The sequence below is a fragment of the Brevundimonas sp. NPDC007368 genome, from assembly GCF_042869015.1.
In the GTDB taxonomy this organism is placed as follows: domain Bacteria; phylum Pseudomonadota; class Alphaproteobacteria; order Caulobacterales; family Caulobacteraceae; genus Brevundimonas.
This window is the reverse complement of record NZ_JBIAFA010000004.1, coordinates 1-25,080: the sequence shown is the minus strand read 5'-3', so window position 1 is coordinate 25,080 and position 25,080 is coordinate 1. Positions and strand designations below refer to the sequence as shown.

Below are 25,080 nucleotides of genomic sequence, written 5' to 3'. Positions count from 1 at the left end.
CCATGGGGCTGGCCGACGACTTTGGACGGATCGACGAGGTCATCCACGGCCGCATGCGGCTGGGGATCATGGTCTATCTGGCCGACGTCGAGGCGGCGGACTTCACCGAGCTGAAGACGGTGCTGGAGGCGACCCAGGGCAATCTGTCGGTCCACCTGAAGAAGCTGGAAGAGGCGGGCTATGTCGCCATCAGCAAGAGCTTCGTGAACAACAAGCCCCTGACGCGCATCGCCATCACGCCGCAGGGGCGGGCGGCGTTCGCCGCCTATCTGGACGCCCTGGGCGGGTTGATCGGGCGGAAGTAGGCTTCCCTTCTCCCCTTGAGGGAGAAGGTGGCAGGCGGGCCTGACGGATGAGGGATGCGAGCGCCGCCTACCCGACGAAGTCCGCAGCACACGGGATTGATCGACGGTCAGCCGCTGCGCCGACACCCCTCATCCGAGCGCCTCCGGCGCCCACCTTCTCCCACAGGGGGAGAAGGGGGTTAGCGGCGCAGGGCCTTTCAGTGGGCGACGGCCTCTATGGGGTCCTCGTCCTCGATCAGGATCGGGGTCAGCTTGCGGGTTTCGCCCGAGGGGTCGGGCCATACGATGGACTGGCCTTCTTTCAGGCCGATGAGGCCGGCGCCGACGTGCGACAGGATGGAGACGCGGCCGGCGTCGATGTCGGCCTCGCGCGGCAGGACCAGCTGGACGCGGCGCACCTCGGGGTGGCGGTCGTCGGCATAGTGCAGCCAGCGGTTCAGGCCGACCACGTCGCGCGGCATGTCGGCGTCGTCGCAGACCTCGGCGCGGTCCAGTTCCTGTTGCAGCAGGCCGGCGGGGCCTGTGCCGGGCAGGTCGCCGACCAGACGGTCCAGGGCGTCGAAGTCCGCGCGGCTGAGGAGGATGGCGGGCAGGGCCGGAGGGCGGCCGCGGGGTTTGGCGGTGGTCATGTCGGGTCTCGATGTTGAGTGGAAAAAATCAGGCGGCCGAGGGGCCGTCGTCGTCGCCGTCGTCCGCCGGGGGCGCAGGCGCGGGCGTCGGGGTCGGCGCAGGGCGGCGGCCGGGGAAGGGCAGGATGTCGGCGCCGCGCGGGGGCGCGACGGGATCGTCTTGACGGTGGGTCATGGCAGGCGTGCTCACGGGCGCCGGTGAGGCGAACGCGATCCTGATGGGTTGAAGACTAGGGAAGAAAGCGAAGCGACGCGCCCCGTAGCGGGCGACAGCGCAGGCTGGCCGCTACGGGTTAGATGCCTTCGACGCGGCGACCCGCGTGGGTGAGGCGTCGAGCCTGGCTGACGAAACGTTCCATAGTGGCTAGAGGCTGAGCCTCAGCGCGCGGAAAGTCAAACCGGCGCCCCGGGAGTTCTTGTCGCACACCGCACTATTGGGTGAAGAGCGGGCGGTGTGTGTCTAGCCTTCGTCAGCGTCGTAGGTGCCCGCGTCATACAAATACAGGGTCACTTCATCGGCAAAAGTTTGAGCCCATTGGATAGCGTCCGCGACCGACAGAGCCATGCGAACGGCATAGGTGTCGCCGAGTGCGCGGGATACGGCCGGATCAGCGTTGTCGTGTGTTCCGGCCACCTCGGGATTGTGATTATCGTGCCAGGTCGCTTCTGCTACGGCATCGACCGTCCGCCACAGGTGCCCGTTGGTTCGGCGGTCGATAATATTTGTGACCATGGAGCGACGATGGCGCCTCGACCCACCCTTGTCATGGGAATCGTCAACGTGACGCCCGACAGCTTCTCGGACGGCGGGCAGCACGACACGCGCGAGGCGGCGCTGGCCCATGCGCTGCGGCTGATCGCCGAAGGCGCCGATGTTCTGGATATCGGCGGCGAGAGCACGCGGCCCGGCTCGGACCCGGTGGGCGAGGACGAGGAGATCGCCCGCACCCTGCCGCTGATCACCGCCATCCGGGCGCGTTGGGACGGTATGATCAGCATCGACACCATGAAGCCGGGCGTGGCGCGCGCCGCCGTCGCCTCTGGGGCGACGATGTGGAACGACGTGACGGCGCTGACGCACGATCCCGACAGTCTGAGCACCGCCGCCGAGCTGGGCTGTCAGGTGGTGCTGATGCACATGAAGGGCGAACCCAAGACCATGCAGGACGACCCCCGCTATGACGATGTGGTCGCCGAGGTGGCGGCCCATCTGGCGGCGCGGGCCGAGGCGGCGATGAAGGCGGGGGTGGCGCGCGAGAAGATCTGGCTGGATCCCGGCGTCGGCTTCGCCAAGACGACGGCGCACAACCTGACGCTGACGGCGCGGCTGGAGGCCCTGGTCGAACTGGGCTTCCCGGTGCTCTACGCCGCCAGCCGCAAGCGGACCATCCAGGGTGTCGATGCGAGCGCGGTGGAGGCGACCGACCGGCTGGGCGGCTCGCTGGCCCTGGCGCTGGAGGGGGCGCGGCGCGGAGCGAGGATGGTGCGCGTTCACGATGTGCGCGAGACGGTTCAGGCGCTGAAGCTGCAGGCGGCGGTGGCGAAGGCAGGCTGAAACCGGTTGCCCCGGGGCGGCCGCTGGGTCATGCAGCGGCCATGTCCTGGCTGTTGTCAATCAATCCGTGGGCGGTGCTGATCGTCGCCGGTCTGTTCGAGGTCATGTGGGCTTCGGGCATCAAGTATGTGGGCGTGCAGCGGCCTCTGTTGTCGCTGGGCGTAGCCGCGGCCCTGGTGGCCAGCATGGTCGGGCTGTGGATCGCCACGCAGAAGCTGCCGGTGGGCACGGCCTATGCGGTATGGACCGGCATCGGCGCCGTGGGCGCGGCGACGGTCGGGGTCCTGGTCTATGGCGAGCCGGCGACGGCGGTGCGGGCGGTCTGCATCCTGTTGATCGTGGCGGGCATCGTCGGGTTGAAGCTGTTTTCGGGAGCGGCGGCGTGAGCGAAGCCAAGGGTCGAGTTCTTATTCTCGCGGGGTCTGATTCCGGCGGCGGGGCGGGCATCCAGGCCGACATCAAGGCGGTGACCATGCTGGGCGGGTTCGCCGCCACGGCGATCACGGCGGTCACCATCCAGAACACCCTGGGGGTTCACGGGGTCTATCCCCTACCGATCGACGTGATCGAGGCCCAGGCCAGGGCGGTGCTGGACGACATCGGGGCCGACGCCCTGAAGACCGGGATGCTGGGCTCGGTCGAGGTGGTCGAGGCGGTGGCGGGCCTGATCGACTATGCCGACAATGTGCCGACGGTGGTGGACCCGGTGATGATCGCCAAGGGCGGCTCGCCCCTGTTGGAGGATCGCGCGGTCGAGGCGGTGCGGCGGTTGATGGTGCCGCGCGCGGCGCTTTTGACCCCCAATGCGCCTGAGGCCGAGGCCCTGACCGGGATCGCCGTGGCTGACCTGGACGGGCAGCGCCGGGCGGGCGAGGCCCTGCTGGAGATGGGGGCGCGGGCGGTGCTGATGAAGGGCGGCCATGTGCCGGGCGAGACGGTGGTCGACCTGCTGCTGACCCGAGACGGCGAGACGGTGCTGGAGAGCGAGCGCATCGACACGCGCCACACCCACGGCACCGGCTGCACCCTGGCGAGCGCCTGCGCCGCCGGGATCGCCAAGGGCCTGCCGCTGCAAACCGCCGTGGCCGAAGCCTGGGCCTATGTCGCCGAGGCCATCCGCCGCGCGCCGGGCCTGGGGCAGGGGCATGGGCCGCTGGACCACGGCTGGCCGATCCGCTGAAGCCCTTCTCCCCTTGAGGGAGAAGGTGGGCGCCGCAGGCGCTCGAATGAGGGGTGTCGGCGCGACGGCTAGGAGTTGGGTCGGCCGGGCATGGCGACCTTCATCGGATGCGAGGCGCTCACACCCCTCATCCGTCAGCCTTCGCCTGCCACCTTCTCCCTCAAGGGGAGAAGGGAAGGGGGGAAGGGCTTGGCGGGGCGTTGGAATCGCCGTCTCTGCCGCCCCATGAGCCTTGAGACCCGACTGATCGATGTCGTCCGCGCCGACCCGGCGCTGATGCATGTGCTGACTGTAATGCGGGACCTGGACCTGCCGGATTGGCGGCTGTTTTCCGGCGCCGTCTATCAGGGGGTGTGGAACGACCGGACCGGGCGGCCCGTCGGCTACGGCATCAAGGATTATGACATCGGCTATTTCGACCCGGACACCTCGTGGGACGCCGAGGACGTCATCATCAAGCGGGTCGCCGCCGCCTTCGAACCGCCGTTCCGGGATCTGGTCGAGGTGCGCAATCAGGCGCGGGTTCACCTGTGGTTCGAGAGCAAGTTCGGCGAGCCCTATGCGCCCCTGACCTGCACCGACGATGCTCCGGCCCAGTTCGTGGCCCCGGCCTTCGCTCTGGCCGTGCGGCTGGAGAAGGACGACACGATCAGCGTGGCCGCGCCCTATGGCCTGCAGGACGTGTTTGACATGGTGATCCGGCCCAACCCCGTGCGCGGCCTGGCCAGGGGCTGGGACAAGGTGGTCGCCAGCGCGCGCGGGCGCTGGCCGGAAATCAAGGTAATCGAGCCCGCATAGGAAAAGGGCGCGACCCTTGCGGATCGCGCCCCTCGGTCGGGCCTCGGACAGGGAGGGATGAGGCCCGGTTCCCGCTCAGCCGTCAGTGGCGACGGCCGTTGTAGTCGTTGCGCTCATAGCGGACCTTGGCCGACAGGCGGTCGTAGCGACGGTTCAGGTCCTCGCGCTCCCAGCGGGTCAGGCCGCCGCGCATGTAGCTGCGCTCCAGACGGACCAGGCTGTTCAACTCGTCCTGCAGACGCGAGGCTTCGCGGCGGCTGAGCTGATGGTTGCGAATGCCCTGATCGATGCGGCGATCCAGGTTGTGCTTGCGCTGGGAAATCGAGTTCCAGCCGCCGTAGTTCTGTTCGTAGCCGTGGCCGCGCGAGGGACCGTGACGGTCGTACGACTGGGCGGCGGCGGGCAGGGCGGCCGAGGCGACGGCGACGGCCAGGGCGGGGATCAGCAGCTTCTTCATGGTCTTGGCTCCTTCGGTTCGTCGCAACCGGATCGGCTGCGTTGACCCCAAAAGACCACCCGACGGCTGAGCCGCATCTGAACGACGCGTTTCAGACTGCGTTCATCAGCATGAGAAGTTCTTCATCTTCATCCACATGCGCGGCCAAGTCGCATATGGGCGACAGCGACGGAGAATCCGCGCGCGTGCGTTCCTTGTCCGGATGAACAGCGATAGACTGCGTTCAGCCCCCGTTCAGAGGCCCCTGTCTAGAAGACAAACCATGATGCGTATTCGAGCCCTCATGCTGGCCGGCCTGATCGCCCTCGTCCCCCTGACGGACGCGGCGGCCCAGTCGCGCGGCCGCGACCGGGACCGCGACGAGGACCGTCGCGAGCAGCCCCGGAACTATCCGGGCCAGGGGCTGCGTGATGCGCCCCGCTCGGCGCCGCGCGCAGACCCCGGCGATGTCGCCCGGCGGGTCCAGTCCAACCGTCCCGGCCGGATGCTGGGCGTGCAGGAGCGCGGCGGCGACTATGTGGTGCGCTGGGAATATCCGGGCGGACGCGTGTCGGACATACAGGTTGACGGCCGGTCCGGCCGGGTTCGCGGAGACGACTGAATGCGGGTGCTGCTTGTCGAGGACGACGTCGATCTGTCGCGCCAGCTGAAGACCGCCCTTTCCGACGCCGGATACGCCGTCGACCACGCCCCGGACGGCGAGGAAGCCTGGTTCCTGGGCGACACCGAACCTTATGACGTGGTGGTGCTGGATCTGGGTCTGCCCAAGATCGACGGGGTGTCGGTGCTGGAGCGCTGGCGCCGCGAAGGCAAGGCCACCCCGGTTCTGATCCTGACGGCGCGCGGCGCCTGGTCGGACAAGGTGGCGGGTTTCGACGCCGGGGCCGATGACTATCTGACCAAGCCCTTCCACACCGAGGAACTGCTGGCCCGCCTGCGCGCCCTGCTGCGTCGCTCGGCCGGCCATGCGGCGGCGACCCTGACCTGCGGCGGCCTGCGTCTGGACCCGCGCGCGGCGCGGGCGACGGTGAACGGCGAGCCGCTGCGCCTGACCAGCCTGGAATACCGCCTGCTGCACTACATGATGATGCATCAGGGGCGGGTCATCAGCCGCACCGAGCTGGTCGAGCATCTGTATGATCAGGACTTCGACCGCGACTCCAACACCATCGAGGTCTTCGTCGGGCGTCTGAGGAAGAAGATCGGTTCGGACCGGATCGAGACGGTGCGCGGCCTGGGCTATCGCCTGTCGCCGCTGGCCGGCGAGAGCGACGCGGCCTGATCCGTGACCGACGCCGGGGCGGTTGAAGCGCCCGCCAAGCCGCACGGGAACGAATGGGGGCGCTGGCTGGGGCGACCGGGCAAGTCGCTGACGCGGCGCCTGATCTGGTTGGCCTCGGCCTGGATTCTGGTCGCCCTTGTGGTCACCGGGGTGGTGCTGACCTCGGTGTTTCAGGAATCGGCGCTGCGAAGGCTGGGCAACACCCTGGGCGACACCATCGACGAGGCGGTGGTGGCCGCCAGCATCACCCCCGAGGGCGAGGTCTTCGTCGGCGAAATCCGCGATGCGCGCACCGAGCGCCTGCTGTCGGGCAAGTACTGGATGGTGGCCGAGCCGGGCCGCGACGGACGGCTGCAGGTGGTGGCGCGATCCGCCTCTCTGGGCCGGGCCGATCTGGAATATGCGCCGGATCTGGATGAGCGGCTGCGCGAAGCCTTCGGCCAGACCATCAGCTACAACGCCGAGGACGGCCCCAAGGGCGAGCCCCTGCGCATCGCCGCCAGCATGAAGCAACTTCCGGGGCGGACCGCGCCGATCGTCTTCTTCGCCGGCGTCGACCGCTCCGACATCGACGCCGACACGCGCCAGTTCGCCACCGTGACCTGGGTGGCCATGTTGCTGCTGGGGGCCGGTCTGGTCTCGGCGGTCTTCATCCAGGTGCGGGTGGGGCTGCGGCCCCTGTTCGACCTGCGCGACGAGATCTCGGACGTGCGCAAGGGCCGCTCGCACCGGGTCGAGGGGGTCTATCCGCTGGAGATCCAGCCCCTGGCCGAACAGGTGAACCGGCTGCTGACCCACAACCAGGAAACGGTGGAGCGCCAGCGCACCCACGTCGGCAACCTGGCCCATGCGCTGAAGACGCCGCTGGCGGTCATGCTGGCCGAGGCGGGAACGACCGGGGGTGTCCTGCCCGACATGGTGCGCAAGCAGACGCGGGTCATGCAGGACCAGGTCGACCACCACCTGCGCCGCGCCCGCGCCGCCGCCCGCGCCGCCCATGGTCTGGGCGAAACCACGCCGGTGGGCGAGGTGCTGGACGAACTGGCCGTCATGCTGGAGCGGGTGTTCGAGACCAAGGGCGTCGAGATCGACTGGCGCGCGCCGGACGACCTGGCCTTCCTGGGCGAGCGTCAGGACCTGCAGGAAATCTTCGGCAACCTGATCGAGAACGCCGCCAAGTGGTGCAGGCGCCGGGTGCGGATTTCAGCCGGCGCTTCGATCCCCGGCCAGATGATCGTGGTGGTCGAGGATGACGGCCCCGGCCTGCCCGCCGACCAGCGCGACGCCGCCCTGAAACGCGGCACGCGAATGGACGAGGACACGCCGGGCACCGGCCTGGGCCTGTCCATCGTCGAGGACCTGACCCGCGCCTATGGCGGCCGCGTCACCCTGGCCGACAGCGACATGGGCGGACTGAAGGTGCTGCTGGAGTTGCCCGCGGCGGAGGGGTGAGGCGCTGAGGCTGGAAGCGGGCGTGTCGGGTGTCCGCTAGGGGTGGTTAGCGGACGCAGACGCGAGTAAATTCCTCATCGGCGGATGATGGCCGGCTGCAGGTGCCAGAAGATGAAACCCAGAGATAGAAACCTGTGGCAGGCGGTGCCTTTGGTCTTTCTTCTGCTTGTTGGGATACTGATGGTCTGCGTCACCGCCAGCTATTACAACAGTAAAGCTACGCCAGATGTTGAGCCGAGGATTGGGAGCGACAGGCTTTTTGAAGAACCTTAGCGGCTAGGGGGATCGTCCGATGCACAACTTGATTGGTGAGCTGAGGGGGTTCGTGGATCGGCAGCTATGGGCCGAAGAGAGTGGCCGGATGGACTGGCTGGCAGCCAATGATGAAGCCCTAGGTTGGATTGGACGTCTGGATGAACAGGGTCTGGAGGTTTCCCCGGCCGTGTTCCTCTTCCTAGAAGAGACGCTCCACCGACGTGATCCGCACTTTGGTCTGCTGCGGCGCGAGCAGATGCGGAAAGCTCTCACTGACGGAACCGCTTTTCCTGCTTGATGATGGCTTCGTTCGAGTCCGCCATGGGGCACCCACCGGACGCCGAGGGCGGCGCAGCGGTCGCCGCCTTAATATCGTCGCCTAAAGCTTGGCCATATTTGCCCGCGGGGTCGTGGAGCCGCGTGGGGAATAAGGAAAGCCTATGGCGTCGTTATTCATCGACAGGCGGACGGGTCTTGGCGCGGTCTTATGGTTGCTTTCGGCGACGGGCGCGGCCGCGGGGGAGCGGCCGGACGTCGTCCCGGCCATGGCGGCGTTCGAGCAGGCGCGGGCCCTGTGCGAGGCGGACGGCGGGCGGGCCTGGGGCGTCAGCCTGTGCGGGCCTGTGCTGATCGCCGACCCGGCGACGCGACAGGTCATCGCCAACATGGACGGGGTCGATGCGCCGCTGGAACGCGACGGCGCGGTCTTCCGGGGCCAATTGCCGGACGCCGTGCCGATCGCCAACACCGCCGTGCGCTGGAACGGCCGCGTCTGGACCATGCTGGTCGCGCCTGTGCCGGCGGATGAGCCGGGGCGGTCCATCCTGCTGATGCATGAGGCCTGGCACCGGATTCAGGATCAGATCGGCTTGAAGGCGGCGAACGCCGACCAGCCGCAGCTGGCGATGGAGGCGGGGCGGGTCTCGCTGCGTCTGGAACTGCGGGCGCTGGCGGCGGCGCTGGCGGCGAGCGACCCGGCCGCGCGCCGCGTCGCGGTGGAGGACGCCCTGACCTTCCGCGCCTGGCGACAGGCCCGTTTCCCCGAGGCGCAGGCCGCCGAGGACGCCATGGAGCGGCATGAGGGGCTGGCTGAATACACCGGTCGTCTTCTGTCGCGCGACGAGGCCATGATCCCGCATCTGGCGGAGCATCTGGGCAAGGGGGACCGGGTCCGCGCCTATGCGCGATCCTTCGCCTACTACACGGCGCCGGCCTACGGCCTGCTGCTGGACGCGGCGGCGCCGGACTGGAAGACCACATGGGACCGGGGCGAGGGCCTGCCGCAACTCTTGGCGCAGGCGCTGGGCCTGCAGATCGCCGCCGACGACGCCGCGCTCGCGGCCAGCGGCATGCGCTACGGAGCGACGACGATCCAGGCGGAGGAGGCGGCGCGGGCGCTGGAGCAGGCGGCCCGCGTCGCGAGCCTGAGGGCCGGGCTGGTCGACGGCCCGGTGCTGGTCGCGCCTGTCGCCGGGGCGAGCTTCAGCTTTGATCCCAACAAGGTGACGCCCCTGCCGCCCGAGGGGACCGTTTATGGCGTCATTCGCGCCGCCGCCGACTGGGGCGTGCTGACGGTCGAGAAGGACGGGCTGCTGTCGACGGACTGGTCGCGGCTGACCGTGGCCCACGGCGGGGCGACCCCGACGCAGGACGGGTTGAAGGGCGAGGGCTGGACCCTGACGCTCAAGCCCGAATGGCGTCTGACGCCCGGGCCGCGCGACGGCGACTGGACGATCATGCGACGTCCGTGACTTCAGCGCGAGGACCGGCGGCTCCCAATCCCCTGTTAACCCGAAGGGCGCACCCTGACCCCCGTGGCCGGGATTCGGTTCGGCCCGAGGAGAATGCATGGCGGACCTGTCGGTCGCGCAAAGGGCCGCCCTGGCCCAGCTGATCGCCGCTTGCCCGGATCATCTGCTGTCCCAGCTGGAAGCGCTGGCGGCGGCGATGACGGGGGATCGGGCGTGGGCGCTGCGCGACATGGTCGAGGCCGAGGTGCTGGACCGGCGACGGCGGGATACGGCCTTTGCGCCGCTGAGGCCGCTGTTCCGGCGCCGCGAGGACGGGCTGGAGGGGGTGAGCTTTCCTGCAAGCGTGCCGGGGCGGCTGTGGCGGCTGGCCACTCGCAATGAGCCGGAATTGCTGCCGCAGCTGGATCGTGACGACGAGCTGTCGCGCATGGTGGCCGATCGCCTGTGCCTGAGCGCGGCCTCGGCCGTGCGCGATCAGGGCGAGGCGCTGTGGCCCGGCGCCAGCGCGGCGCAGCTGGCGGAACTGTCTTCCTGTTTTGATCTGGCGGCCCTGGCGCGCCGGTCCCTGGACTATCTGGAGACCTGGCTGGGACGGCCGGGGCCGGAGGCGGTCGCTGAGTTGAAGTTGGCGTTGCGGCAGGCGGGGTCGATCGCGCCGGACGGGGCGGGGCGGCTGATGGAGATGCTGTTCGCCCATATGCCGGACGCACGCATGATGCTGCGGGTCGTGGCCCAGGCGACGCCGACGGCCGGGCGCGAAACCCTGCTGAGCGAAAGCGAGCTGGCGGTCTTCGTCGATCGGGTGGTGACGGCGCTGGCGCATCGCGCGGCCGAGGCGGCGGCCTTTGATCCCACGGCGCCGGGGGCGGACGCCGCCCTGCTGAAGGCCGATCTGGACTGGTGCGCCGAGACCCTGTCGGAGATCGACATGACCCTGTCGCTGCGGGCGGACAGCGCCTGGGGCAAGGCGGTGCGGCAGGCGCGGCTGAAGATCGCCCTGCGTTTGTCCGAACTGTTCAGCGCCGCCGAGAAGGCGACGGGCAAGGTGCTGCCGGTCGAGCGCGCGGCCATGGCGGGGCGCATGACGCGTCCGGCGCCGCGACTGGACGAGGCGGTCGATGCGGCGACGGCGGATCGGGCCAAGGCTCTGGCGGCGGTCATCGGCCTGGTGCGCGGCCCGGCCACGGTGTTCGGCTGCGAGGCGGAGCGACGCCAGACGGCGGAAGGTCTGACCGGACGGCTGGCGACCTGGGCCGACGAGGCGCTGGAGCGGCTGAACGACGGCGAGGCGACGGATGAGGGGGTGGCGCGCAAGCGGATCGCCCTGACTGCCGAGCTGCTGGGTCTGATCGGGGCCAGGGAGGCGCAGCGCACGGTGCGGCGCCGACTGACGGTGGCCGGGGCGCCGCCCAGCGTGGCGGTCGAGGCTGCGACCTCGGGAGCCTCGCGTCGGCGCGCCTGATCCGCTAGAGCGCAGGGCATGACGATCTTCTGGATCATGACGGGACTGGCCGCGGCGATGGCTGGGCTTCTGGTGCTGGCCGGCGCGCGACGCGGGGCCGACGCCGAGGCTGCGGTTGATCGTGACGCCGCGGGACGCGAGCTGGCCGAGCTGGATCGGTTGAAGTCGCGCGGCCTGCTGGACGAGGCGGGCTGGACCGCCGCGCGGGCCGAGGCCGGGCGGCGGCTGCTGGCGGCGCGCCGCGACGCGCGGGCGCCGGTCGTGGGCGCCAGGGATCGTCTGTGGGTTCTGGGGGGCATTGGACTGACGGCGGCGGCGTCGCTGGCGCTCTATCTGGGGCTCGGCGCGCCGGGCATGGCGGATCAGGCCTATGAGACGCGGGTGCGCGACTGGGCCTCTTCGCCCGAGACCCTGGAGCCGGCCCAGGCGGCGGCGGTGATCGGCCGCATCGTCAAGGACCGCCCCGACGACCATCGCGCCCTGACCATGCTGGGCGCGGCCCGGTTCGAGGCGGGCGATCCCATCGGCGCGGCCTCGGCCTTCCGCCGTGCGCTGGCGATCCAGCCGGACGACGCCCAAAGCTGGGCGCGGCTGGGCGAAAGCCTGGTTCGGGCCAACGAGGGCGCGGTCGGCGGCGACGCCGAGGCGGCCTTCCGCGAGGCGCTGAAGCGCGATCCGAACCAACTGGGGGCGCGCTACTTCCTCGGCGAGGCGGCGCTGAAGCGCGGCGACAAGGCCGGGGCGGCGGCGGTCTGGGGGCCGCTGATCGCGGCGCTGGAGCCGAACGATCCGCGCCGGGCGGACCTGCAAAATCGACTGGGCGGGGCCGGATGAGCCCGCGCTGCAACCCTTCTGTGATGTCCTGACATGAGCTGGCTTCCCAAATCGCCCAAGGCGCGGCGTCGCCTGTGGATCGTGGCCGCCGCGGCGCCCGTGCTGGCCCTGGCGGTCGGCCTGTCGCTGTGGGCGATGAAGGACAACGTCACCTACTTCTTCTCGCCGTCCGAAGTGACCGAGGGGGCCGCGCCGGTCGGGCGGGTGATCCGTCTGGGCGGGCTGGTCGAGGCCGGCAGCGTGGTCAAGGGCGCGGACGGGACGGTGGTCTTCGTCGTCACCGACAACGCGGGACGCAGCAAGGTCAGCTATCACGGCGACCTGCCCGACCTGTTCCGCGAGGGGCAGGGCATCGTGGCGCAGGGATCGTTCCGTCCCGACCGCGTGTTTGAGGCCAGCCAGGTGCTGGCCAAGCACGACGAGACCTATATGCCGCGCGAAGTCGCCGACCGCCTGAAGGAAAAGGGCGAGTGGCGTCCCGAGACGGGCGAAGCCCCGCCAAGCAACGCGAGCCGCAGCCTGTGATCGTCGAACTGGGGGCGTTCGCGCTGATTCTGGCGCTGGTTCTGGCGGCGCTGACGACGGCGTTGGCCACGGCGGGGCGGTTGAGGCTGAGTCCGGTGCTGGCGGGGGCCGGGGGCGGGGCATTGATCGCCTCGGCGGCGGCGACGGCCTTGGCGTTCGCGGCGCTGATCTACGCCTTCGCCGTGTCTGATTTTTCGGTATCGAACGTGGCCTTGAACAGCCACACCGACAAGCCGATGCTTTACAAGGTGGCCGCCGCCTGGGGCAGCCACGAGGGCTCGCTGGTGCTGTGGTGCCTGGTCATGACCGGCTTCGGCGGGGCCCTGGCGCTGGCGCGGGGTCTGCCGTTCGGGCTGAAGACCTCGAGCGTGGCGGTGCAGGGCGCGCTGTCGACGATGTTCCTGGCCTTCGCCGTCTTTACCTCCAACCCGTTTGCGCGTCTGGACCCGGCCCCGGTGCAGGGGGCGTCGCTGAACCCGCTGTTGCAAGACCCGGCGCTGGCCGTCCATCCGCCGCTGCTCTACGCGGGCTATGTCGGGTTTTCGGTCTGTTTCTCGCTGGCGGTCGCCGCCCTGATCGAGAAACGGGTCGATCCGGCCTGGGGGCGATGGGTGCGGCCGTGGGCGCTGGCGTCCTGGGCCTTTCTGACGGTCGGCATCCTGCTGGGCTCCTTCTGGGCCTATTACGAGCTGGGCTGGGGCGGCTGGTGGTTCTGGGACCCGGTCGAGAACGCCAGCTTCATGCCGTGGCTGGCGGGGGCGGCCCTGTTGCACTCGGCCATCGTCACCGAGCGACGCGGGGCGCTGGCGGGGTGGACGGTCTTCCTCGCCATCCTGGCCTTCACCTTCTCCATGCTGGGGGCGTTTCTGGTGCGCTCGGGCGTGCTGACCTCGGTCCACGCCTTCGCCGTGGATCCGCAGAGGGGCATGATGCTGCTGGCCATCCTGGGCGCAGCGGCGGGGGCGGCCTTCATCCTGTTCGCCCTGCGCGCGCCGGCCATCCGGTCGGGCGCGGCATTCGCGCCGATCAGCCGCGAAGGCGCCCTGGTGCTGAACAACCTCTTCCTGACGGCGGCGGCGGCGACGGTGCTGCTGGGCACCCTCTATCCGCTGATCCTCGAGGGGATTTCGGGGGCGACCATTTCGGTGGGGCCGCCCTATTTCAACGCGACCTTTGTTCCGCTTCTGGTCGTGGCCTGTCTGATCCTGCCCGCCGGACCTCTGCTGGCGTGGAAGCGCGGCGATCTGACGGGGGCCTTGCAGCGGTTGTGGCTGGCGGCGGGTCTGGCGGTCGTGGCGGCCTTTGCGGCCTTTATGCTGTTCGAGCCGAAGAAGGCGCTGGCGGCGGCGGGACTGGGCGTCGGGGCCTGGCTGATTTTCGGTGCGGTGGCCGAGGTGGCGACGCGGACCAAGGCGTTCCGGGCGCCGCTGGGCGAGACCCTGCGTCGCGCCAAGGGCCTGCCGCTGGGCGCCTGGGGCATGACCCTGGCCCACGCGGGGCTGGGCGTCTTCATCCTGGGGGCCGTGGTCGAGACCAGTTTCAAGGCCGAGGCCGCGGCGGCGGTTCCCTTGGGCGGCGTCGTCTCGTCGGGGCCGTGGCGGGTGAGGCTGGACGCCGTCGAGGTGATCGAGGGGCCGAACTATCTGGCCGAGCAGGGACGGCTGACCGTCATGCCGGTTTCGGGCGACGCGGTCGAGCGCGTCGTCACCGCCGAGCGGCGCTTCTTCCCGGCGGGCGGGCAGACGACGACCGAGGTGGGTCTGGATTTCCGCGGGCTGGACGACGTCTATGTGGTCATGGGCGAGCGGGCGGCGACCGAGAGCCACGAGCAGGCCTGGACGGTGCGGGTCTATTACAATCCCTGGGCGCGCCTGATCTTCCTCGGGCCGCTGATCATGGCTCTGGGCGGGGTGCTGTCCCTGCTGGACCGGCGGCTGCGGGTCGGCGCCGGGACGCGCAAGAAGACGGTGGAGGCCAAGGCGTGAGGCGGCTGGCTTCTCTGGTCGGGGCGCTGAGCCTGATGGCGGGGGCTGCCATGGCCGAGCCGCCCCCGGCGCCGGACCGCCCCTTGCCCGACGCGGCGCAGGAGGCGCGGGCGCGCGCCCTGTTCACCGACATCCGCTGCGTCGTCTGCCAGCACGAATCCATCGCCGACAGCCCGGCCGGCATCGCCGCCGACATGCGCCGTCTGGTCCGGGAGGAGATCGCGGCGGGCAAGACCGATCAGGCGGTGCGCGCCGATCTGGTGCGGCGCTACGGCGACTACATCCTGTTCCAGCCGCCGGTGCGGGCGGGGACCTGGCTTTTGTGGTTCGGACCCTTCGCCCTGGTGCTGGGGGCGGGGGCGGTCTTCGTCTGGCGGTCGCGCCGGCGCCGGGTCGAGGTTCAGCCTCTGACGGCGGAGGAAGAACAGGCGCTGGCGGACCTGACCGCCGAACCTGACGAAACCGAGAGCCTTTCGCCGCGATCCTGACGCAAGCGCGCCTCACGGCGAACGCGGATCAGGGACAACCATCGCGAGGGCGTGCATTGGCTTGGGCCGTAACGCCCTATATTCATGGGCGAACGGAGCTTCTGGAGCTCCGCCTTTCAGGACTGCAAGGACGACGATGCTGAAGCGCAAGGAGTTCATTCTGGGGGCGGCCGTCGGCCTGACCTTCGCCGCCGCCGCGACGGCGGGCGGGGTCATCAGCTGGCCGGGCGCCCAGGCCGCGCCCGCCGCCGCACAGGCGGGACGGCTGGTCCCCTCGGCCGGGGCCGCGGGCCTGGCCTTCGCGCCGCCGCAGGGCGCGCCGCTCAGCTTCGCCGACATCTTCCAGCAGGTCGCGCCCGCCGTGGTGCAGATCGACGTCAAGACGCGGGTGCAGCGCCCCAATGGCGGCGGGTTCCTGCAGATCCCCGGCTTCGGCGCCGTGCCCATCCCCGGTCAGCCGCGCGGCGGCGGTTCGGGCGAAGAGGGCGAGGACGACAACTCGACTACGGCTCTGGGTACTGGTTCGGGCTTTTTCATCTCGGCCGACGGTTACATCGTCACCAACAACCACGTCGTCGAGAACGCCGAGGAGATCGTGGTGCGTCTGAGCGACGAGCGGGAGCTGACTGCGCGTCTGATCGGCCGTGATCCCCTGACCGATCTGGCGGTCATCAAGGTGGACGGCGGAAACTTCCCCTTTGTCTCGTTTGAGGACAAGGCTGAGCCGCGTGTCGGCGACTGGGTCATCGCGGTCGGCAACCCGTTCGGCCTCGGCGGTACGGCGACGGCGGGCATCGTGTCGGCCAAGGCCCGCGACATCGGTGGCAATGAGAACCCCTACACAGACTTCATTCAGATCGACGCCGCCATCAACAAGGGCAACTCGGGCGGGCCGACCTTCGACATCTACGGTCGGGTGATCGGCGTGAACTCGGCGATCTTCTCGCCGACGGGCGGCTCGGTGGGTATCGGCTTCGCCATTCCAGCCGGAATCGCCAAGGAAACGACGGATCGACTGATCCGTGGCGAGACGATCGAGCGCGGCTATCTGGGTGTGGAGATCGGCCCCATCACGCGCGACTATCAGCAGGCCCTGGGTCTGGAAACGCGTCGCGGCGCCTTCATCAACAACGTCACCGCCGATGGGCCGGCGGACAAGGCGGGGCTGAAGGTCGGCGACATCGTGCTGAAGCTGAACGGACGCGAGGTGCGCGATTCCAACGACCTGACGCGTCAGGTCGGGGCGGTTCAGCCGGGCCGGCAATTGCGGCTGGACATCCTGCGGGACGGCCGAGCGCAGACCGTCAACGTCACCTCGGGCAAGCGGCCCTCGACGGCTGAACTGTATGGTCGCCAGGATGGCGAGGCGGAGGGCGATGCGCCGACGCCGCAGCGGGGCTCGGTCTCGGTCGACGTGGGCGGCCTCAGCGTCGCGCCGATGACGCCGGCCTTGCGTCAGCAGTACGAAATCGCAGCGGGGACCGACGGCGTGGTCATCACCGCGCGGGGCAAGGGCGACAATGCCGTGCTGCAGCCCGGCGACGTCATCATGCGGGCGGGCAACGGTCCCGTGCGCGGGGTCGAGGATTTCCGCAAGGCGGTCCAGGACTCGCGCACGGCCGGACGCGACATCGTCTTCCTGCTGGTCCGGCGCGGGGCGCAGAACAATCCGTTCGTGCTCAAGTTGCCCAAGTCTGAATAAGGCTTAACTGACGAGATCGGCGGCGATGCGCTAACATCGCCGCCGAATCTATTTTGGGAGGGGTCCATGCGTATTCTGGTGGTCGAGGACGACGCTGAAGCGGCGACCGCGATGGTGCGCGGCCTGTCCGAGGCCGGGCATGAGGTGACGCACGCCGTGGACGGCGCTTTCGGTCTGCTGGAATCGCAGAAGGGCGGCTACGATGTCTATGTCGTGGACCGCATGATGCCGCGTCTGGACGGCGTCGGCATGGTCGAGACGGTGCGCAAGGGCGGCGATCAGACGCCGGTCCTGTTCCTGTCGGCCCTCGGCGAAGTCGAGGATAGGGTGACGGGTCTGAAGGCTGGCGCCGACGATTACCTTGTGAAGCCCTACGCCTTCGCCGAGCTGATCGCGCGGGTCGAGGCCCTGGCCCGCCGTCGCGAGACCGGCGGGGTGCAGACGGTGCTCAAGGTCGGCGATCTGGAGATGAACCTGATCGGCCGGACCGTGCATCGCGGCGCGACCGAGATCGACCTTCAGCCGCGCGAGTTCCAGCTGCTGGAGTTCCTGATGCGCCACGCCGGCCAGTCGGTGACGCGCACCATGCTGCTGGAGAAGGTCTGGGAATACCACTTCGACCCCCAGACCAACGTCATCGACGTCCACATCAGCCGCCTGCGCTCCAAGATCGACAAGGGCTTCGACAAGGCCATGCTGCAGACCGTGCGCGGCGCGGGGTATCGGCTGGAGGCGTAGAAGCGATTTCTCCCTCCCCTTCATGGGGAGGGTGGACGGCGCGCAGCGCCGGCCGGGTGGGGAGGGCTTCAGGACATGGCGATCATCGCCAAGGCCCGCGCCATGCGAAAGGCGCTGACGCCGCCCGAAGCGCGCTTGTGGGTGCAACTGAAGCTGCTCCGCGCCCAAGGATTTCATTTTCGGCGGCAGGCGCCGTTTCGAGGCTATATCCTCGACTTCGTCTGTTTTGATCGACGGCTGGTCGTCGAGGTGGACGGCGTCACGCATACGGTCGAGGCTCAGGCGGCGAAGGACAGGGTGAGGGACGCCGTGCTGGCGAGAGAAGGGTTCACGACGCTGAGGTTCGACAGCGCCGCTGTTCGCGATGAACTGGACAGCGTGATGACGGCTGTTCTGGCGCATCTGGAAGCCCGCCCCACCCGGTCGCTGCGCGACCACCCTCCCCATGAAGGGGAGGGAGAAAAGTGAAGCTCCCCTCCCTCTTCAGGCGGACGCCGTTTCGGCTGACGCTGCTGTTTCTGGCGTTGTTCGTGGCCACGGCCAGCGCGGTGCTGGCCTATGTCTATGTCGCCTCGGCGTCCGAGGCGCGGGCGCGGGCTGAGGCCGGGGTGCGCAGCGAGGTCGAGGCCCTGACGGCGGTTTATCGCACGCGCGGCGTGGACGCCCTGAACCAGGCCATGGTGGACCGGACGCTGCGGGGCGGATCCTACCTCTATCTGCTGATGGACAAGGATCGGAAGACGATCACAGGCAATATCTCGACCTCGCCGCTGGACCCCGGCGCGGCGGTGCAGGGCGGGCGCTGGGACGATTTCCGCCTGACCGACACCGACGAGGAAGGCCGGGTGCGCAAGCGTCAGGCCATCGGCGTGGAAATGCCCCTGTCGGGCGGCGAACAGCTGTTCGTCGGCGAGGACATCGGCGACATCGAGGCCTATCTGTCGCGTCTGACCCAGGCCCTGTGGGGGGCTATGATCATGGTCCTGGTGCTGGGGGTCGGCGGCGGCCTGTGGATCAGCCGGGGCGTCGAGCGGGCCATGGGCGGGTTGAACCGCGTGGTGACGGCGGTGCAGGAGGGCGACCTGAAGGTGCGCGCCCCGGTCAGGCACTCGGGCGACGAGCTGGACGAGCTGGGCCAAGGGCTGAACACCATGCTCGACCGGCTGGAGGCCTCGATGGCCTCGATCCGGCACGCCGGCGACGCCATCGCCCACGACCTGCGCTCGCCGCTGACGCGGATGCGGGCCAAGCTGGAGGTGGCGTTGATCGACGCCGAAGCGGGCAAGGTGTCGGGCGTCGACGCCCTGAGCGTCGCCCTGGACGAGGCGGACCTGCTGCTGAAGACCTTCAACACGGTTCTGGCCATCGCTCGGCTTCAGGCCGGCGGGGCGCCCGATCCCAAGGTGTTCGACGCCGCCGAACTGGCGACCGACATGGCCGAGCTCTATGAGCCGTCGGGCGAGGACAAGGGGCTGGAATTCTCGGCCGAGATCGAAAAGGGGCTGATGATCGAGGGCAACCAGCCCTTCCTGGCCCAGGCCCTGGCCAACATCATCGACAACGCCATCAAATATACGCCCGAGGGCGGGGCGGTGAAGTTCCGCGCCCGACGCCGGTCGTCCGGCGAGATCGAGTTTTCCGTCACCGACACCGGGCCGGGCGTGCCGGACGAGGATCGCGAGCGGGTGCTGCAGCGCTTTGTCCGGCTGGACAACAGCCGCACCGAGCCGGGCTCGGGTCTGGGCCTGTCGCTGGTGACGGCGGTGGCCGAGGCCCACGGCGGCCGGGTGCAGCTGGATGAAGGGCCGGGGGCCTATGGCGGACAGGGGCCGGGCCTGCGCGTGGCCCTGGTCCTGCCCCCGGCGAGCGAGACGGCGGCCTGATGAACGAGTCCCACAAAGACGGAATCCTGGGACCGAGGCTGAAGCCGTGCGGGCCGGTGCGCGACGCCGAGGCGGCGGGGCGCATCCACGAGCGGCTGGTCGAGGCGGCGGACGAGGGCGGCTGGCGCGCGACGCTGGACGGGGCCTGGGGGGCGCTGGAGCCGGTGTTCGCGGCCTCGCCCTATCTGGCCGGGCTGGCGCGGCGCTGGCCGGAGCGGCTGCGACAGATCCTCGAGACGGCGCCCGACACGCGGCTGGCCGAGATCCTGGCGGCGACTGACGCCATCGACGGCCCGGCGGACGAGGCCAGGGCGCCGCTGCGGCATCTGAAGGCCGAGCTGCATCTGCTGACGGCCCTGTCGGATCTGGGCGGGGTCTGGGATCTGGATGCGGTGACGGGCGCCCTGTCGCGCTTCGCCGATGCGGCGGCGCAGGCGGCGCTGCGCTGCGTGGCTTATGACCAGAGGCGGCGCGGCAAGCTGATCTCGGCGGCGGATGACCCGCGCGGGCCTGTGCCCGGCCTCTTCGTCCTGGCCATGGGCAAGGGCGGGGCGTTCGAGCTGAACTATTCCTCGGACATCGACCTGTCGCTCTTCTTCGAGCCGGAGGCGCTGGAAAGCGCCCTGGGCGAAGGCGTGGAGCCACAGAGCTTTGTGAACCGGCTGGCTCAGGGTCTGGCCAGTCTGCTGAGCGAGCGGACGGCGGACGGCTATGTCTTCCGCGTGGACCTGCGGCTGCGGCCCGATCCGTCCTCGACCCCGCCGGTGGTCGCCGCGCCCATGGCCCTGGCCTATTATGAATCCGTCGGCCAGAACTGGGAGCGGGCGGCCTTCATCAAGGCGCGGGTCTGCGCCGGAGATGCAGAGGAGGGAGCGGCCTTCCTGAAGGCTCTGGTTCCCTACATCTGGCGGCGCAGCCTCGATTATCAGGCCGTGCTGGACATCCAGTCGATCAAGAAACAGATCCACGTCCACAAGACCGGCGAGGGGTTGGAGGCGGCGGGCGCCAATCTGAAGCTGGGGCGCGGCGGCATCCGCGAGATCGAGTTCTACGTCCAGACCCAGCAACTGATCCTGGGCGGGCGGGACAAGGGGCTGAGGTCCTCACGCACGCTGGAGGCGCTGGACGCCCTGACCGAGCGGGGGCATGTCACGCCCGAGGCGCGCGATGAACTGGCCGCCGCCTATCACGAGCTGCGGGCGCTGGAGCATCGGGTGCAGATGCTGGCCGACGAGCAGAGCCACGTCCTGCCGGTCGATCCCGAGCGTCGGGCCGATGTGGCGGCCTTGGCGGGCGAGGGCGAACTCGTCCTGTTCGACGCCGGGGTCGAGAGTCTGCTGATGGGGGTCAATCACCGCTATGGCGAGCTGTTCGAGGGGGGCGAGGAACTGTCGTCACCCTATGGCAGTCTGGTCTTCACCGGGGTCGAAAATGATCCCGGCACGCTGGAGACGCTGAAGCGGATGGGCTTTTCCGAGCCGGCGACGGTGTCGGACACCATCCGCAGCTGGCACCACGGCCGTATCCCGGCGACGCGGACGGCGCGGGGGCGCGAGCTGTTCACCCGGCTGGCCCCGCAACTGCTGACCGCCGTAGCCAGGACGGGGGCGCCGGACGCGGCCTTTCGCCGCTTCGCGGTGTTCTTCTCGGGCCTGAGCGCGGGGGTGCAGGTCCAGGCCCTGTTCCTGAACCAGCCGAAGCTGTTCGATCTGGTGGTCGGGGTCATGGCTTTCGCGCCCAGACTGGCGCGGGCTCTGGGGCGGCAGCCGCAGGCGCTGGACGGGGTGCTGGACGCGCGCTTCATGACGGCCCTGGGCACGGATACCGGCGTGGCCGATCAGGTGGTGCGCGAGGCGCGTGAGGCGGGGGATTTCGAGAGCGCCATGAACGCCGTGCGCCGCCTGCACCGCGAGCAGGCCTTCCGCATCGGTATGCACATCATCACGGGGCGGACCACGGCCGAACAGGCGGGGCTGACCAACACCTCGCTGGCCGACGCCTGCATGCAGGGCCTGGCCCCGCCGGCCCTGGCCGAGGCCGAGCGGATGGGCGGGGCGTTCGAGGGCGCGGTCGCCGTGGTGGCGCTCGGCAAGGCCGGGTCGCGCGAGATGACGGCGGGCTCGGACCTGGACCTGATGACCGTCTATGCCGCGCCGCCCGAGGCGGTCTCGGCGGGCAAGGGATGGAGCGCGGACCTCTTCTATGGCCGCTTCACGCAGAGGTTCATCGCCGCCCTGTCGGCCCACACCGCCGAGGGCGGGCTCTATGAGGTGGACATGCGCCTGCGGCCGACGGGCTCCAAGGGGCCGGTGTCGGTGCGGCTGGAGGCGCTGGAGGCCTATTACGCCGAGGAGGCCGAGACCTGGGAGTTCATGGCCCTGACGCGCGGGCGGCTGGTCTGGGCCAGCGACGCGGCGTTCGGCGCGCGGGTCGAGGCGACGCTGGAGGCGGCGCTGCGGCGGCCGCGTCCCGGTGTGGACGTGGCGCGGGACGTGCGGGCCATGCGCGACCTGATGGACCGCGAACGGCGGCCCAAGGGGTTCTGGGATCTGAAGCTGTCGGCGGGGGCGCAGGTCGACGCCGAGTTCGTCGCCCAGTACCGCCAGCTGTGCGCGGCGGCGGCGGGCGAACCGCTGACGGTCTCGACGCTGGAGGCGCTGAAGGACGATGCGGTCCTGGCCGAGACCTGGCGCACGCACCAGCAACTGGGGCAGTTGATGGCCTGCGCCTTCGACGGGCGTGGCGACCCGGACGCCGAGCCGGCGGGCTTCCAGCAGCGGCTGGCGGAAGCGGCGGGGGCGTCGGACTTCGAGACTCTGAAGGCGCAGTTGGTCGAGTTGCGGCTGCGGGCGCGAAACGCGTTCGAAGCGGCGCTGCCGAGCGGGCTGGACGGTGGTCGCGACGGAAACTGATCCGGGCGGCGTTCTATTTCTCGACAGGGAGTTTTTCGGGCTTCGGCCCGCGGAGACCATCGAGATGAACAAGACCCTTGGCGGCGTGGCCGCCATCGCCGTCCTGACCGTTTTCAGCGGTGTGGCCGTGGCTCAAACCGCCGCCCCGCAGCGCCCGGCGCGCGCCGCCATGGCCCAGCCGGTGTCGCAGGCCGACTTTGTCCAGCGTCGCGTGGAGCGCCTGCGCGCCGCCGACGCTAATCACGACGGCACGGTCACGGCCGAGGAGATGCGCGCCGCCGGTCAGGCCAAGCGCGCCGAGCGCCGCGCCGCCATGTTCAACCGTCTGGACGCGAACAAGGACGGCTCCATCAGCCGCGCCGAGTTCGATGCGCCCCGCGCGGACGGCCGGCGGGCCGGACGTGGCGAGCGTGGCCATCGTGGACTGCGCGCCGAACACGCCGGTCGCGGCCATGGCGGCGGGATGCATCGCGGGGCGCAGCATATGGGGCGGAACGGCGAAGGTCGCTTCCCCGTCGTCATCGCCGAGGCCGAGCGCAAGGCGACCGAAACCTTCACGCGGCTGGATGCTGACCACAACGGAAGCCTGACCGGCGAGGAGCGTCGCGCTGGCATGCAGGCGCGTCGCGCCGAGATGCGTGAGAAGCACCAGGAACGCCGTCAGGCGGCCCCGGCGGCGTCGCCTTCGACGCCCGCTTCGGAGTAGGGTGATGTCGGGGAAGGCGGTGCAGCCGTCGGCCCGTTTCGTGAACGGCGAAAGAGGCTGGATTGGCGAAGACCGCCGACCCCGACGAGGAACTGGTGCGGCGCGTGGGTCAGGGCGACCCCGCGGCGATCCAGGCCATGGTCGCTCGCAAGCTGCCGCGCATGCTGACGCTGGCGCAGCGGATGCTGGGCGACGCGGCGGAGGCTGAGGACGTGGCCCAGGAAGCGATGCTGAGAGCCTGGCGACAGGCGCCGCGCTGGACGCCCGGTCAGGCCAAGTTCGACACCTGGCTGCACCGGGTGGGGCTGAACCTCTGCTACGACCGGCTGCGGCGTCGGCGCGAGATCGCGACGGATACGCCGCCGGATCGCCCCGACGACGGGCCGGCGCCGGATCGGGGCCTGCTGGCCCTGGAGACGGGGGCGCGGGTCGAGGCGGCCCTGGCGAAACTGCCCGAGCGGCAGCGCGAGGCCATCGTCCTGTGTCACTATCAGGAAATGGGAAACATCGAGGCGGCGGGGCTGATGAACGTCAGCGTCGAGGCTTTGGAAAGCCTGCTGTCGCGCGGACGGCGGGCGCTGCGGACGGCGCTGGCGGACATGGCGCCGAACGCGCCGGATGCAGTGAGAGCGGCGAATGGGTAAGGCGGGGGCTGGAACCATGACGATGACGTACGAGCGTTTTGAAACTCTGGCCGACGCCTATGGCGGCGACCTGCGGCGCTGGCCCGAGGCCGAGCGCGAGGCGGCGCGCGCCCTGCGGGATGCGGACCCGCGTGCGGCGGTCTTGCTGCGCGAGGCCGACGGGCTGGACGCCCTGCTGGACGCCGCGCCGCGACCGGCGGCGTCGCACGCCCTGCGCGAGGCGGTGATCGCCAGCGCGGCGGGGGCGGGCCTGCGATCGCGCCGTCGCGGTCCTGGCCCTCTGGCCTGGCTGTCGGGCGCCGGCTGGGCGGCGGCGGCCTGCGCCGGGGTGGTGTTCGGGATCAACCTGACCAGCCATCTGACCGCCGACGTCCAGGCGGATGCGGTGCTTTATCAAGCCAGTCTGATCAGTGCGGACGACACGGAGGTTCTGGGCGGATGACGTCGCGCAGTTTGAAGATCGCCCTGGCCGTTTCGGTCGCTCTGAACGTCTTCGCCGTCGCAGCGGGCGCAGCCGTGTGGGTGGAGCGCGACAAGATCGAGGACCGCGTGGCCGAGGCGCACAAGCCGGGCCGCAGCGAGCCGGTCTGGGACGTCATCGAACGCATGGACCCGGCGGTGCGCGATCAGGTCAAGGCGCGGCTGCGCGCCGCCGCCATGCAGGCGCGACCGGACTTTGACGAGGCGCGGGCGGCGCGGCGCGAGGCCATCGCCCTGACTGGCGGCGAGACCTTTGATCCGGTGGCGGTGGCCGCCCTGCTGGAACGCTCGCGGGCGTCCGAGGCGCGCGGTCGCTCGCGGCTGGAGACCGGGGCGGTCGAGACCCTGAACCAACTCAGCCCGGCGGACCGAAAGGCCCTGGCTCCCATCCTGTCGCGTCACAAGGCGAAGCGGGAGGCGCGCAAGCCCGAGAAGGCCGACAAGCCGGTCGCGCCCGTGGCGGCGGCTTCGGCGACGCGATAATCTCTCCCGTCATCCCGGACGGTCGCCCAACCGACCAAAGATCCCGACGTTGGTTCTAGGTGCGGGTAGCCGGACGCCGAAAGCTGACCTAGAGGTCCGCAACGGGGGGAAGCGGACCTATGTGCCTGCCAACTTCTCTAGCCAGGCCTTAGCCAGCTTCGGTTCGCCGGGAGCATTCGGATCAACCGGGCCTCGGGCGGCCTCAAACTCCTCATGGAGGGCGAACGGAACGTCGCCAATCCGCGCTCTCAACCGATCGATAGCTCCAGCCAAATCACGCAGCTCATCAAGATCGGCAGGCTTTTCGTTTCCTCGGAGGTGTTCGTTCTGACCGAAGATACCCCAGCAGCCGGCCGCGCAGTCGGTGAGCGCACGAGTGAGAACGACTCGGTATTCACCGCTCCATTCCTTCAAGTTCCTCGGCAAGGCGCGCTGATCTATCCATGCTTGATGCTAACCCGACAATGAATGTCCGCAACGGGTCGAGGCTGTGTGAAAACGCCTCCCGATCGAGCGAATTAGGATAGCCTTCCGGGTCAGCAGGAGGTGGGTATGAGCCGCTTCGTTCAGGGCG

28 protein-coding genes are annotated in these 25,080 nt (G+C 69.9%); 24 read left to right on the top strand and 4 right to left on the bottom strand.

What is annotated here, in order from left to right; translation table 11 throughout:
- Positions 1 to 2: 2 nt before the first annotated feature.
- On the top strand, positions 3 to 305 hold the full coding sequence (locus ACFYLW_RS09245; RefSeq protein ID WP_312066134.1) for a transcriptional regulator: 303 nt from the start codon (positions 3 to 5) through the stop codon (positions 303 to 305).
- 197 nt (positions 306 to 502) lie between these two features.
- Here the strand turns inward: ACFYLW_RS09245 and ACFYLW_RS09240 are convergent, their stop codons facing one another.
- From ACFYLW_RS09240 to ACFYLW_RS09230, 3 genes are all read right to left on the bottom strand, one after another.
- Positions 503 to 934 (bottom strand): GreA/GreB family elongation factor, encoded by a 432-nt coding sequence (locus ACFYLW_RS09240; protein ID WP_312066133.1) that lies wholly within the window; start codon positions 932 to 934, stop codon positions 503 to 505.
- A 28-nt stretch (positions 935 to 962) separates the two neighbouring features.
- Positions 963 to 1,109: a hypothetical protein gene (locus tag ACFYLW_RS09235; protein ID WP_313471942.1), complete on the bottom strand. Its 147-nt coding sequence runs from the start codon at positions 1,107 to 1,109 to the stop codon at positions 963 to 965.
- 285 nt (positions 1,110 to 1,394) lie between these two features.
- Positions 1,395 to 1,667, bottom strand: a complete 273-nt coding sequence (locus tag ACFYLW_RS09230) for a hypothetical protein (protein WP_312065983.1) — start codon at positions 1,665 to 1,667, stop codon at positions 1,395 to 1,397.
- Positions 1,668 to 1,676: 9 nt separating this feature from the next.
- On the opposite strand from ACFYLW_RS09230, the gene folP reads away from it, so the two are divergent.
- From folP to ACFYLW_RS09210, 4 genes are all read left to right on the top strand, one after another.
- Positions 1,677 to 2,489: a dihydropteroate synthase gene (gene folP, locus ACFYLW_RS09225; protein ID WP_312065982.1), complete on the top strand. Its 813-nt coding sequence runs from the start codon at positions 1,677 to 1,679 to the stop codon at positions 2,487 to 2,489.
- A 41-nt stretch (positions 2,490 to 2,530) separates the two neighbouring features.
- Positions 2,531 to 2,875, top strand: coding sequence for a multidrug efflux SMR transporter (locus tag ACFYLW_RS09220; RefSeq protein ID WP_292083400.1), 345 nt, complete (start codon positions 2,531 to 2,533; stop codon positions 2,873 to 2,875).
- Positions 2,872 to 3,669, top strand: coding sequence for a bifunctional hydroxymethylpyrimidine kinase/phosphomethylpyrimidine kinase (gene thiD / locus ACFYLW_RS09215; RefSeq protein ID WP_312065981.1), 798 nt, complete (start codon positions 2,872 to 2,874; stop codon positions 3,667 to 3,669). The genes ACFYLW_RS09220 and thiD overlap by 4 nt, the downstream gene beginning before the upstream one ends.
- 225 nt (positions 3,670 to 3,894) lie before the next feature.
- Positions 3,895 to 4,467: a nucleotidyltransferase family protein gene (locus ACFYLW_RS09210; RefSeq protein WP_312065980.1), complete on the top strand. Its 573-nt coding sequence runs from the start codon at positions 3,895 to 3,897 to the stop codon at positions 4,465 to 4,467.
- Positions 4,468 to 4,549: 82 nt separating this feature from the next.
- Here ACFYLW_RS09210 and ACFYLW_RS09205 read toward each other — a convergent pair whose 3' ends face one another.
- The gene (locus ACFYLW_RS09205) at positions 4,550 to 4,924 is read right to left on the bottom strand and encodes a hypothetical protein (RefSeq protein WP_312065978.1); all 375 of its coding nucleotides are present in this window, start codon (positions 4,922 to 4,924) and stop codon (positions 4,550 to 4,552) included.
- A gap of 262 nt (positions 4,925 to 5,186) precedes the next feature.
- On the opposite strand from ACFYLW_RS09205, the gene ACFYLW_RS09200 reads away from it, so the two are divergent.
- The 19 genes from ACFYLW_RS09200 to ACFYLW_RS09110 all read left to right on the top strand — a co-directional run bounded on the left by ACFYLW_RS09200 (position 5,187) and on the right by ACFYLW_RS09110 (position 24,506).
- Entirely contained in the window at positions 5,187 to 5,525 is a 339-nt protein-coding gene (locus tag ACFYLW_RS09200; RefSeq protein ID WP_312065977.1) for a hypothetical protein, read from the top strand.
- Positions 5,526 to 6,206: a response regulator transcription factor gene (locus ACFYLW_RS09195; RefSeq protein WP_207825428.1), complete on the top strand. Its 681-nt coding sequence runs from the start codon at positions 5,526 to 5,528 to the stop codon at positions 6,204 to 6,206.
- 3 nt (positions 6,207 to 6,209) lie between these two features.
- On the top strand, positions 6,210 to 7,658 hold the full coding sequence (locus tag ACFYLW_RS09190; RefSeq protein WP_312065975.1) for a sensor histidine kinase: 1,449 nt from the start codon (positions 6,210 to 6,212) through the stop codon (positions 7,656 to 7,658).
- A 292-nt stretch (positions 7,659 to 7,950) separates the two neighbouring features.
- Complete coding sequence (locus tag ACFYLW_RS09185) at positions 7,951 to 8,211, top strand: hypothetical protein (RefSeq protein ID WP_312065974.1); 261 nt, start codon at positions 7,951 to 7,953, stop codon at positions 8,209 to 8,211.
- A gap of 247 nt (positions 8,212 to 8,458) precedes the next feature.
- Positions 8,459 to 9,664 (top strand): hypothetical protein, encoded by a 1,206-nt coding sequence (locus tag ACFYLW_RS09180; RefSeq protein WP_390182987.1) that lies wholly within the window; start codon positions 8,459 to 8,461, stop codon positions 9,662 to 9,664.
- 97 nt (positions 9,665 to 9,761) lie between these two features.
- Positions 9,762 to 11,126: a hypothetical protein gene (locus tag ACFYLW_RS09175; protein ID WP_313471944.1), complete on the top strand. Its 1,365-nt coding sequence runs from the start codon at positions 9,762 to 9,764 to the stop codon at positions 11,124 to 11,126.
- Between the two features lie 18 nt (positions 11,127 to 11,144).
- A complete protein-coding gene (gene ccmI / locus ACFYLW_RS09170; RefSeq protein ID WP_313471945.1) occupies positions 11,145 to 11,960 on the top strand; it encodes a c-type cytochrome biogenesis protein CcmI in 816 nt (271 codons plus the stop codon).
- Positions 11,961 to 11,993: 33 nt separating this feature from the next.
- Complete coding sequence (ccmE, locus tag ACFYLW_RS09165; RefSeq protein WP_312066250.1) at positions 11,994 to 12,485, top strand: cytochrome c maturation protein CcmE; 492 nt, start codon at positions 11,994 to 11,996, stop codon at positions 12,483 to 12,485.
- The gene (locus ACFYLW_RS09160) at positions 12,482 to 14,470 is read left to right on the top strand and encodes a heme lyase CcmF/NrfE family subunit (protein ID WP_312066253.1); all 1,989 of its coding nucleotides are present in this window, start codon (positions 12,482 to 12,484) and stop codon (positions 14,468 to 14,470) included. The genes ccmE and ACFYLW_RS09160 overlap by 4 nt, the downstream gene beginning before the upstream one ends.
- Complete coding sequence (locus tag ACFYLW_RS09155; RefSeq protein ID WP_312066251.1) at positions 14,467 to 14,958, top strand: cytochrome c-type biogenesis protein; 492 nt, start codon at positions 14,467 to 14,469, stop codon at positions 14,956 to 14,958. Before ACFYLW_RS09160 ends, ACFYLW_RS09155 begins: the two co-directional genes overlap by 4 nt.
- Positions 14,959 to 15,094: 136 nt before the next feature.
- Positions 15,095 to 16,660 (top strand): Do family serine endopeptidase, encoded by a 1,566-nt coding sequence (locus tag ACFYLW_RS09150; protein WP_313471946.1) that lies wholly within the window; start codon positions 15,095 to 15,097, stop codon positions 16,658 to 16,660.
- 66 nt (positions 16,661 to 16,726) lie between these two features.
- Complete coding sequence (locus tag ACFYLW_RS09145; protein WP_105562419.1) at positions 16,727 to 17,398, top strand: response regulator transcription factor; 672 nt, start codon at positions 16,727 to 16,729, stop codon at positions 17,396 to 17,398.
- Positions 17,399 to 17,473: 75 nt separating this feature from the next.
- Positions 17,474 to 17,866, top strand: coding sequence for a DUF559 domain-containing protein (locus ACFYLW_RS09140; RefSeq protein ID WP_312066229.1), 393 nt, complete (start codon positions 17,474 to 17,476; stop codon positions 17,864 to 17,866).
- A complete protein-coding gene (locus ACFYLW_RS09135) occupies positions 17,863 to 19,281 on the top strand; it encodes a HAMP domain-containing sensor histidine kinase (RefSeq protein WP_312066231.1) in 1,419 nt (472 codons plus the stop codon). The genes ACFYLW_RS09140 and ACFYLW_RS09135 overlap by 4 nt, the downstream gene beginning before the upstream one ends.
- Positions 19,281 to 22,193, top strand: coding sequence for a bifunctional [glutamine synthetase] adenylyltransferase/[glutamine synthetase]-adenylyl-L-tyrosine phosphorylase (locus tag ACFYLW_RS09130; RefSeq protein WP_390182986.1), 2,913 nt, complete (start codon positions 19,281 to 19,283; stop codon positions 22,191 to 22,193). The genes ACFYLW_RS09135 and ACFYLW_RS09130 overlap by 1 nt, the downstream gene beginning before the upstream one ends.
- A 64-nt stretch (positions 22,194 to 22,257) precedes the next feature.
- Complete coding sequence (locus ACFYLW_RS09125; protein ID WP_312066210.1) at positions 22,258 to 22,899, top strand: EF-hand domain-containing protein; 642 nt, start codon at positions 22,258 to 22,260, stop codon at positions 22,897 to 22,899.
- 62 nt (positions 22,900 to 22,961) lie between these two features.
- Complete coding sequence (locus ACFYLW_RS09120; protein ID WP_312066212.1) at positions 22,962 to 23,543, top strand: RNA polymerase sigma factor; 582 nt, start codon at positions 22,962 to 22,964, stop codon at positions 23,541 to 23,543.
- Between the two features lie 22 nt (positions 23,544 to 23,565).
- Positions 23,566 to 23,985: a hypothetical protein gene (locus ACFYLW_RS09115; RefSeq protein ID WP_313471948.1), complete on the top strand. Its 420-nt coding sequence runs from the start codon at positions 23,566 to 23,568 to the stop codon at positions 23,983 to 23,985.
- Positions 23,982 to 24,506 (top strand): periplasmic heavy metal sensor, encoded by a 525-nt coding sequence (locus ACFYLW_RS09110; RefSeq protein ID WP_312063688.1) that lies wholly within the window; start codon positions 23,982 to 23,984, stop codon positions 24,504 to 24,506. The genes ACFYLW_RS09115 and ACFYLW_RS09110 overlap by 4 nt, the downstream gene beginning before the upstream one ends.
- Positions 24,507 to 25,080 lie beyond the last annotated feature (574 nt).